Source organism: Streptococcus mitis, from assembly GCF_026782865.1.
GTDB lineage: Bacteria > Bacillota > Bacilli > Lactobacillales > Streptococcaceae > Streptococcus > Streptococcus mitis_CG.
On sequence record NZ_JAKUXK010000002.1, the window covers coordinates 1 to 9750 of the forward strand.

Consider the following 9750-nt stretch of genomic DNA (forward strand, 5'->3'; position numbering starts at 1 on the left):
GCTATTTTCTTGGCAAGTGTTGGACTAGCTCTATCTGCTATCTTTGTAGCAAAAAGTAAAAAAGATTAGTTGTGTATGACAATTAAACTCTTTCTTAATAGTATTCTAAACCAGTGGAGTTTATAGAACAAAAAAACCTGAGAAGTAAAATTGGCCTTCTCAGGTTTTTCTGTTCTAATTATTGATTTAACAAAGAAAAGATTGAAAAACCACCCAATTTTTGGGTGGTTAGTAATTTATTGTTGGGCTGGCTGAGGATTTTGGTTAGGCTGACCTTGATTGGTACTTGGTTGTTGTGTTACCGTATTCTCATTGGTTCCAGCATTGGGAGTAGCTGTATTTGCATTTGGATTTGCGTTTGCGTTTGGTGTCGTTACACTTGACTGAGAGGTTGAGGTCTCTGGAGCCTGACTAGCAGGAGCGGGTGTAGAACTTTGTTGAGTAGCAGGAGCAGTCCATGTAGGACGAGCACCGTTCTTAAAGACATATTCTCCACTTCGATATAAGCCCTCAGGCATAGTCCAATCTCCAGGATGATTATCTTCAGAAAGATAAGTCATCATTGAGCGGTAAACCTTGGCTGCAACATAGAAGCCATCACCAACAATAGGAGTAAGACGATTTGAGTAACCCGTCCATATAGCCATCGAATATTTACGAGTATAGCCGACAAACATTTCATCTGGTGCAACATAGCCTGAGTTTTTGATATATTTCTCAATTTCTTCATCTGTATAGTTTGATGTACCAGTTTTACCAGCTTGAGGTAGCCATGGAAGATAGGCACCACGACCTGTTCCGTATGCTAAAACAGTTTTCATCATTTCTGTCATCATATAGGCAGTCGTCTCTTTCATAGCCCGAGTGCCAGAGTCAGAAAATTCTTTTGAGCTGCCGTCACTAAAGACAACTTTGTTAACATACATTGGTTTATGGTAGATACCACCATTTGCAAAGGCTGCGTAGGCGGCTGCCATTTTCTCACTACTTGCTCCGTACTGTTTGTTGGATTCAGTTGTATTACTAGAGATAGCATTCGCATAGTGCATACTTGGATAATCAATACCGAGTCCGTTTAGGAAGGTTTTTGCTTTATCTAAACCGACCTTATTAAGAGTTTCAACCGCTGTGACATTACGTGATTGTTGAAGAGCATACTGGATAGTAATATTTCCAAAGTAACCTTTATCCCAGTTGTAAACAGGTGTATTTGTGCCAGGATAATTATAAGGTACATCGTGAACAGTTGAAGCAGTTGAATCGTAGATACCGTATTCTAAGGCAGGAGCATAGTCTGTGATAGGTTTCATAGTAGAACCCCAGTCACGGTTGGTTTCAACGGCTTGGTTGACTCCGAAAGATACATTGCTTGATTGGTGACGGGCGCCTAACTGAGCAATGACTTTACCATTTGTTACATCTACGATAGTTGAAGCTACTTGGAGTTCATCATCAGGATAATTAACGTATTCATCAGTATTGTAAATATCCCAGAGACGTTGTTGAACCTCGGTGTCAACATTGGTGTATACTTCCATACCGGTAGTTAGAAGGTTGTAGCCAGTTTCTTGCTCTACTTGATCAATTACTTCCTTTAGGTAATTGTCCATGTAAGCAGGATAACTGTTACCAGATTTTAGGCTTTGTAGACCTTCAGTAATTGGTGTGTTGATTGCTTTTTCATATTGCTCTGCTGTGATGAATCCTTGACCCTTCATCTCAGATAGGACAAGATTACGTCGTTCCTGAGCTACTTCAGGATGAGAGTATGGGTCATACTGATTTGGAGCCTGAGGCATTCCTGCGAGGAGTGCTAACTGCGGTAAGTTCAAATCTTTAAGATCTTTCCCGTAGTAGTTCTGTGCAGCAGTTTGCATTCCGTAGTTACCGTTTGACATGTAGACCTTATTAATGTAGTAGGTTAGGATTTCTTGTTTCGTAGCTTTTTGCTCAAGTTGAACGGCTAGCCAAGCTTCCTGAGCTTTACGTGATAAGGTTTGATCGGCAGTTGAAGTAGAGAAATAAGTCAACTTAATCAATTGCTGAGTCAAGGTTGAAGCTCCTTGGAGTCCCCCTCCACCTCGGAGATTTCTCAATGCTGCCCCAAGAATACGAATAGTATCAACTCCACGGTGATTAAAGAAACGATGGTCCTCAATAGAAGTAATAGCATTAACTAATTCCGTTGGAATTTCATTTGATTGCGCATTGACACGACGTTCTGCTCCAAGATCGGCAATCAGTTCGTCTTTGCTATCGTATATCTTACTTGAGGTTGTCGCGACTAGTTTACTTTCGGACAGAGACGGAGCCTTGCTAACATAGTAGAGAAAAAGCCCTCCGCCTAGGACAACAGCTGCGATAAATACAGTTAAGAAGCCGATACTTACATACTTAGCTATTCGCAGGATAGTTTGTTTGTTCATCTTGTTTTACCACCTAGTAAATGTTCTTTGATAATATCGAGATAGGGAATTTGAGGAAAGGCGCCTTGCTCAATCAAATATCCATATTCTTGAATATATCCAAGTGGCATTGACTTTTGTCCCTTGTCTTGATGATAGAAACGAATCAAGTCAATAGCCGGCAATAAATAAGTTTCTTGCTGAGAAGAAAAGTGCAGGAGCACAAAGCAAATTCCTTGCTGGGCAAGGACTTGTTCCATGTGATGAATCTGGTGAAGGTGAAAATTCTTCATCGGAATCGCATGTTTCTGCCTAGTTTCCTTAGCTTCAAAGTCGATGTAGTATCCATCATAAACACCCGAATAGTCAGTAGTTGAAGCTTGTCTAAAGTAGGCTTCGACAATCTTTGCTCGACTTCGTTGTGGATAATCGACACGTACGATTTGGATGGGAGTGGGTTTCTTGTGGATAACAGCCAGCCCATGAGACAAGTAGTAGTCGTTCGTGGCATTAATCATCTTTTCAAAGGACATTCCTCTATTTGCGAAATTTTTAGTTTTGGATAGAGGAGTGTTTCTTTTTGATGATAAAATTTTATGAGGATAGTTGACCATAATTCTCCTTATTGGTACAATAACATCACTCTATTATATCATAAAATTACAAAAAAAGGGTTAAAAATGACTACAGCTTTAATTTTAGGATATTCAGCTTTTGATCTGGGACTTTATAATGATAAAGATCTTAGGTTGAAAGTGATAAAAAAAGCGATTCAAAAAGATTTAGAATCTATGGCTCAAGAAGGTGTGACTTGGCTTGTATTCACAGGAAATCTAGGCTTCGAATACTGGGTATTAGAAGTAGCTCGAGAGATGAAAGAAGATTATGGATTTCAGCTGGCGACAATATTTGATTTTGAAACTCATGGAAGTAATTGGAATGAAGCTAACCAAATAAAATTAAGTGAGTTCAAACAAGTTGATTTTGTAAAATATGCCTATTCGAAGTATGAACATAAGGGACAATTACGAGATTATCAACATTTTCTACTAGAAAACACTGATGAATCCTATCTATTTTATGATGAAGAAAATGAGACAAAATTACGGTATTTTTATCAAATGATGAAAAATCAAGAGAACTATTTTACAAGAAGGTTAACTTTTGAATCCTTAAATGAAATGGCAGAAAATTTTTCTGAAAAGTAAGCCTTTGACCTTGATTTTTGTTTGCCTTTTTTTATATAATAATACTAGCAACCGAGAATGGAGAGGGACATGGCAAGTATTATTTTTTCAGCGAAAGATATTTTTGAGCAAGAGTTTGGACGTGAGGTCCGTGGATATAGTAAGGTTGAAGTTGATGAATTTTTGGATGATGTCATCAAGGACTATGAGACTTATGCAGCTTTGGTTAAATCACTACGTCAGGAGATAGCTGATTTGAAGAGTGAATTATCTAGTAAACCGCAGGTTACTACACCTCAGCCGGATTCAATTGAGGTAACAAGCTCTACTTCAGTAACAAATTTTGATATTTTAAAACGCTTAAATCGACTTGAAAAAGAAGTGTTTGGTAAACAAATCTTAGATAATCAAGATTTATAATAGAATTATGGATGAGTGCAATTTTTGGATAATCGCGTGAGGAGAATTGCTTTTCATGAGGAAAGTCCATGCTAGCACAGGCTGTGATGCCTGTAGTGTTTGTGCTAGGCGAAACCATAAGCCTAGGGACGAGAAATCGTTACGGCAGTTGAAATGGCTAAGTCCTTGGATAGGTCAGAGTAGGCTTGAAAGTGCCACAGTGACGGAGTCTTTCTGGAAACAGAGAGAGTGGAACGCGGTAAACCCCTCAAGCTAGCAACCCAAATTTCGGTCGGGGCATGGAGTACACGGAAACGAACGTAGTACTCTGACTGCTATCAGCTGTAGGCTGTTAGTGGTAGACAGATGATTATCGAAGGAAGTGGTCCTAGTCACTTCTGGAACAAAACATGGCTTATAGAAAATTGCATATAGGTTGGGGCTGAGAAAATTTTCTCAACCTCATTTTTTAAAGTGAACAAAAGAAAGGTCTTACAAGACTGTAAAATGAAAAAAGAATTTAATTTAATCGCGACTGCTGCAGCAGGACTCGAGGCTGTTGTAGGGCGTGAAGTGCGAGAGCTTGGCTACGATTGTCAGGTTGAAAACGGTCGTGTTCGTTTCCAAGGAGATGCAAGAGCCATTATCGAAACCAACCTCTGGCTTCGGGCAGCAGATCGTATTAAGATTATTGTAGGAACTTTCCCAGCTAAGACTTTTGAGGAGCTCTTTCAGGGAGTTTTTGCCTTAGATTGGGAAAATTATTTATCGCTTGGGGCTCGTTTTCCGATTTCAAAAGCCAAATGTGTTAAATCTAAACTTCACAATGAGCCAAGTGTACAGGCTATTTCAAAGAAGGCTGTTGTCAAGAAACTACAAAAACACTATGCTCGTCCAGAAGGCGTTCCTCTGATGGAAAATGGTCCAGAGTTTAAGATTGAGGTCTCGATTCTTAAAGACATAGCAACTGTCATGATTGATACGACAGGGACTAGCCTCTTTAAACGTGGTTATCGTACGGAAAAGGGTGGCGCTCCTATCAAGGAAAACATGGCGGCAGCCATTTTACAACTTTCTAACTGGTATCCAGATAAGCCTTTGATTGATCCGACCTGTGGTTCAGGAACTTTCTGTATCGAGGCAGTTATGATTGCTAGGAAGATGGCTCCTGGTCTTCGTCGCTTCTTTGCCTTTGAGGAATGGAACTGGATTAGCGATCGACTGATTCAAGAAGTGCGTACAGAAGCAGCTAAGAAAGTGGATCGTGAACTGGAACTGGATATCATGGGATGTGATATCGATGCACGTATGGTGGAAATTGCTAAGGCCAATGCCCAGGCGGCAGGGGTTGCAGGAGATATTACCTTTAAGCAGATGCGCGTGCAGGATTTACGTTCCGATAAAATCAATGGAGTTATTATCTCTAACCCGCCTTATGGTGAACGCTTGTCAGATGATGCAGGGGTTACCAAGCTTTATGCTGAGATGGGACAGGTCTTTGCACCACTGGAAACGTGGAGCAAGTTTATCCTAACTAGCGATGAAGCCTTTGAGACCAAGTATGGTAGTCAAGCGGATAAGAAGCGTAAGTTGTACAATGGAACTTTAAAAGTTGATTTGTATCAATATTTTGGTCAGCGTGTTAAACGCCAAGAAGTGAAGTAGAAAGGATAAGATATGGATCAGAAGAGACGTGATCGGCATGAGAAACATGATCAAGAGCCACAATTTGATTTTGATGACGCTAAAGATTTGACAGTAGGTCAAGTTATTCGTAAGAATGAGGAAGTTGAAGCTGGGGTGCTTCCAGAAGATAGTATTCTAGACAAATATATAAAGCAACATCGTGAAGAGATTGAAGCAGATAAGTTTGAAACACGACAGTTCAAAAAAGAAGAGCTAGCAGCCACTCAAAGTTTAGAGGAATTGATTCAAGCAGTTCGAGAAACGAGTGACACTACTGCAGATGAGGAGTTAGGAGAAGAATCTTCTATAGATGCTACAGACACAAATAGTTCAGACTTTGTTTTGTCTCCTCTAGAGGAAAAAAGTCAAAAGATAGAACCTCTAGTTGTAACTAAGGAAGGTGTTGATGAAGATGACGAGGTCCAAGAAGATGATACAGTTTTACTGTCGAGAGCTACTGCCATAGAGACAGAAACAGAAGCAGACTCTATAAAGAAACGAGTGATGATCATCGCTTCAGTACTGATTGTAATTGTTATCTTGCTGGGGAGCTATTTTGTCTACCGTCAAATCTCACGCTCAAACCAAGAGATACAATCTTCACAATCAGCTTCAACCGACCAAGCTACGCAAACAGCATTACAAGAGTTTAATACTCTCTATGATGCCTTCTATACAGATAGCAACAAAACGGCTTTGAAAAATAGTCAGTTTGATAAGCTGAGCCAACTTAAAACCTTGCTTGATAAGTTGGAAGGTAGTCGTGAATATACGCTTGCAAAATCTAAGTATGACAGCCTTGAAACGCAAATTAAGGCTATTCAAGATGTAAATGCTCAATTTGAGAAGCCAGCTATTGTTGATGGTGTTTTGGACACTAACGCTAAAGCTAAATCGGATGCTAAATTTACAGAGATAAAAACTGGAAATACGGAGCTGGATAAATTACTAGATAAGGCTATTAGTCTAGGTAAGAGTCAACAAACAGCTCCTTCAAGTTCAAGCTCAAGTCAAGCAAGTTCAAGTTCATCAACAGAGAGCGCTACAGACAACACAAGTCCATCTTCAAGCGTCTCATCAAACAATTCAGTTTCTGCACGTGATGATAGCCATGGCGGTTTATCAAGTTCTGGAGTTGACCTCCAGAGAGCTTCGAGTCGTGTGCCGTTCAATCAATCGGCTGTTGATGATAGCAATAACTCTGCTTGGGATTTCGCGGATGGTGTTTTGGAACAAATTTTAGCTACTTCACGCTCACGTGGTTATATCACTGGTAACCAATACATCCTTGAACGTGTCAATATCATTAATGGCAATGGTTATTACAACCTCTACAAGCCAGATGGAACCTATCTCTTTACTCTTAACTGTAAGACAGGATACTTTGTTGGAAATGGTTCTGGACATGCGGATGCTTTGGACTACTAAGCAGTCGTTACAAAATCCTTTCTTTTCAAAAGTAAAAATGATAAAATAAAACAAATCAAATCAAATAAGAGGAGTGTCAAATGACAAAAGCTAACTTTGGTGTCGTAGGTATGGCCGTAATGGGTCGTAACCTTGCCCTTAATATTGAATCTCGTGGTTACACAGTTGCTATCTACAACCGTAGTAAAGAAAAAACTGAAGATGTAATTGCTTGCCATCCTGAAAAGAACTTTGTACCAAGCTATGACGTTGAAAGTTTTGTAAACTCAATCGAAAAACCTCGTCGTATCATGCTCATGGTTCAAGCTGGACCTGGTACAGATGCTACAATTCAAGCCNNGGTGATATCTTGATCGACGGAGGAAACACTTTCTACAAAGATACAATCCGTCGTAATGAAGAATTGGCAAACTCAGGTATCAACTTTATCGGTACTGGGGTTTCTGGTGGTGAAAAAGGTGCCCTTGGAGGTCCTTCTATCATGCCTGGTGGACAAAAAGAAGCATACGAATTGGTTGCGGATGTTCTTGAAGAAATCTCAGCTAAAGCACCAGAAGATGGCAAACCATGTGTGACTTACATCGGTCCTGATGGAGCTGGTCACTACGTGAAGATGGTCCACAACGGTATCGAGTATGGTGATATGCAATTGATCGCAGAAAGCTATGACTTGATGCAACACTTGCTAGGTCTTTCTGCAGAAGACATGGCTGAAATCTTTACTGAGTGGAACAAGGGTGAGTTGGACAGCTATTTGATCGAAATCACAGCTGATATCTTGAGCCGTAAAGACGATGAAGGTCAAGATGGACCAATCGTAGACTACATTCTTGATGCCGCAGGTAACAAGGGAACTGGTAAATGGACTAGCCAATCATCTCTTGACCTTGGTGTGCCATTGTCACTAATCACTGAGTCAGTATTTGCACGTTACATCTCTACTTACAAAGAAGAACGTGTACATGCTAGCAAGGTTCTTCCAAAACCAGCTGCCTTCAAATTTGAAGGAGATAAGGCTGAGTTGATTGAAAAAATCCGTCAAGCTCTTTACTTCTCAAAAATTATTTCATACGCACAAGGTTTTGCTCAATTGCGTGTAGCTTCTAAAGAAAACAACTGGAACTTGCCATTCGCAGACATCGCATCTATCTGGCGTGATGGCTGTATCATCCGTTCTCGTTTCTTGCAAAAGATTACAGATGCTTACAACCGTGATGCAGACCTTGCAAACCTTCTTTTGGATGAATACTTCTTGGATGTCACTGCTAAGTACCAACAAGCAGTGCGTGATATCGTAGCTCTTGCTGTTCAAGCTGGTGTGCCAGTGCCAACTTTCTCAGCAGCTATTACTTACTTTGATAGCTACCGTTCAGCTGACCTTCCAGCTAACTTGATCCAAGCGCAACGTGACTACTTTGGTGCCCACACTTACCAACGTAAAGACAAAGAAGGAACCTTCCACTACTCTTGGTATGACGAAAAATAAGTAGGTCTGCCATGGGGAAACGGATTTTATTACTTGAGAAAGAACGAAATCTAGCTCATTTTTTAAGTTTGGAACTCCAAAAAGAGCAATACCGAGTTGATCAGGTTGAGGAGGGGCAAAAGGCCCTCTCCATGGCTCTTCAGACAGACTATGACTTGATTTTATTGAATGCTCAACTGGGGGATATGACAGTCCAGGATTTTGCAGACAAGCTGAGTCGGACTAAGCCAGCCTCCGTGATCATGGTCTTGGACCATCGCGAAGAATTGCAAGATCAGATTGAGACAATCCAACGCTTTGCCGTTTCTTACATCTATAAGCCAGTTATTATTGAGAATCTGGTAGCTCGTATTTCAGCTATTTTCCGAGGTCGGGACTTTATCGACCAACACTGTAGTCAGATGAAGGTTCCAACGTCTTACCGCAATCTGCGTATGGATGTAGAGCATCATACCGTTTATCGTGGCGAAGAGATGATTGCTTTGACCCGTCGTGAGTATGATCTTTTGGCTACTCTTATGGGAAGCAAGAAAGTTCTGACTCGTGAGCAGTTGTTGGAAAGTGTCTGGAAGTATGAAAGTGCGACCGAAACCAATATCGTGGATGTCTATATCCGTTATCTACGTAGTAAGCTTGATGTAAAAGGTCAAAAAAGCTACATTAAAACAGTACGTGGTGTTGGTTACACCATGCAAGAATAGAAAAGCAGTTGCAGTTTTGTAACTGCTTTTTTGAGGGGTTTTCTATATATTGACATGCAGTTTGGTGTTTGCTATAATGAGTTATGGAGGATACGTCTAATGAAAATAATAAAAAAATTGATGCAAATTGCATTAGCAGTCTTTTTCTTTGGTTTGCTAGCAACAAGTGCAGTATTGGCGGATGATGCTGATTCAGAAGGTTGGCAATTTGTCCAAGAAAATGGTAGAACCTACTACAAGAAGGGTGACATCAAAGAAACCTACTGGCGAGTGATTGATGGGAAGTACTATTATTTTGATCCTTTATCTGGAGAGATGGTGGTCGGCTGGCAATATATTCCGTTTCCATCTAAAGGTAGTACAATTGGTCCTTACCCAAATGGTATCAGATTAGAAGGTTTTCCAAAGTCAGAGTGGTACTATTTCGATAAAAATGGAGTGCTACAAGAGTTTGTTGG

General features: G+C 40.4%; 7 protein-coding genes, 1 other RNA gene and 2 pseudogenes. 8 read left to right on the plus strand and 2 right to left on the minus strand.

Going from position 1 to position 9750, the window contains the following annotated elements; translation table 11 throughout:
* Window positions 1–236: 236 nt before the first annotated feature.
* Window positions 237–2426, minus strand: a complete 2190-nt coding sequence (gene pbp1a, locus MK482_RS00345; protein WP_268717687.1) for a penicillin-binding protein PBP1A — start codon at window positions 2424–2426, stop codon at window positions 237–239.
* Window positions 2423–3019, minus strand: a complete 597-nt coding sequence (recU, locus tag MK482_RS00350; protein WP_261087848.1) for a Holliday junction resolvase RecU — start codon at window positions 3017–3019, stop codon at window positions 2423–2425. The genes pbp1a and recU overlap by 4 nt, the downstream gene beginning before the upstream one ends.
* Before the next feature lie 66 nt (window positions 3020–3085).
* Between recU and MK482_RS00355 the strand changes: the two genes are divergently transcribed.
* The 8 genes and pseudogenes from MK482_RS00355 to cbpJ all read left to right on the plus strand — a co-directional run.
* Window positions 3086–3613, plus strand: a complete 528-nt coding sequence (locus MK482_RS00355) for an SLOG family protein (protein ID WP_268717688.1) — start codon at window positions 3086–3088, stop codon at window positions 3611–3613.
* A 69-nt stretch (window positions 3614–3682) separates the two neighbouring features.
* On the plus strand, window positions 3683–4012 hold the full coding sequence (gene gpsB / locus MK482_RS00360) for a cell division regulator GpsB (RefSeq protein WP_124787539.1): 330 nt from the start codon (window positions 3683–3685) through the stop codon (window positions 4010–4012).
* A gap of 20 nt (window positions 4013–4032) precedes the next feature.
* Window positions 4033–4414: RNase P RNA component class B (rnpB, locus tag MK482_RS00365), an RNA gene on the plus strand.
* Between the two features lie 84 nt (window positions 4415–4498).
* Complete coding sequence (locus MK482_RS00370) at window positions 4499–5656, plus strand: THUMP domain-containing class I SAM-dependent RNA methyltransferase (RefSeq protein ID WP_268717689.1); 1158 nt, start codon at window positions 4499–4501, stop codon at window positions 5654–5656.
* A gap of 12 nt (window positions 5657–5668) precedes the next feature.
* Complete coding sequence (gene mapZ, locus MK482_RS00375) at window positions 5669–7105, plus strand: cell division site-positioning protein MapZ (RefSeq protein ID WP_268717690.1); 1437 nt, start codon at window positions 5669–5671, stop codon at window positions 7103–7105.
* A gap of 80 nt (window positions 7106–7185) precedes the next feature.
* Window positions 7186–8591 (plus strand): annotated as a pseudogene (gene gndA / locus MK482_RS00380) (NADP-dependent phosphogluconate dehydrogenase).
* An 11-nt stretch (window positions 8592–8602) separates the two neighbouring features.
* Window positions 8603–9292, plus strand: coding sequence for a response regulator transcription factor (locus MK482_RS00385; RefSeq protein ID WP_268717691.1), 690 nt, complete (start codon window positions 8603–8605; stop codon window positions 9290–9292).
* 99 nt (window positions 9293–9391) lie between these two features.
* Window positions 9392–9750 (plus strand): annotated as a pseudogene (cbpJ, locus tag MK482_RS00390) (choline-binding protein CbpJ); the annotation flags it as partial.

Coding starts and splice junctions, on each gene's coding strand:
- pbp1a (WP_268717687.1), bottom strand. CDS start 2,426: ATGAACAAACAAACTATCCTGCGAATAGCTAAGTATGTAAGTATCGGC.
- MK482_RS00385 (WP_268717691.1), top strand. CDS start 8,603: ATGGGGAAACGGATTTTATTACTTGAGAAAGAACGAAATCTAGCTCAT.
- MK482_RS00370 (WP_268717689.1), top strand. CDS start 4,499: ATGAAAAAAGAATTTAATTTAATCGCGACTGCTGCAGCAGGACTCGAG.
- recU (WP_261087848.1), bottom strand. CDS start 3,019: ATGGTCAACTATCCTCATAAAATTTTATCATCAAAAAGAAACACTCCT.
- MK482_RS00355 (WP_268717688.1), top strand. CDS start 3,086: ATGACTACAGCTTTAATTTTAGGATATTCAGCTTTTGATCTGGGACTT.
- mapZ (WP_268717690.1), top strand. CDS start 5,669: ATGGATCAGAAGAGACGTGATCGGCATGAGAAACATGATCAAGAGCCA.
- gpsB (WP_124787539.1), top strand. CDS start 3,683: ATGGCAAGTATTATTTTTTCAGCGAAAGATATTTTTGAGCAAGAGTTT.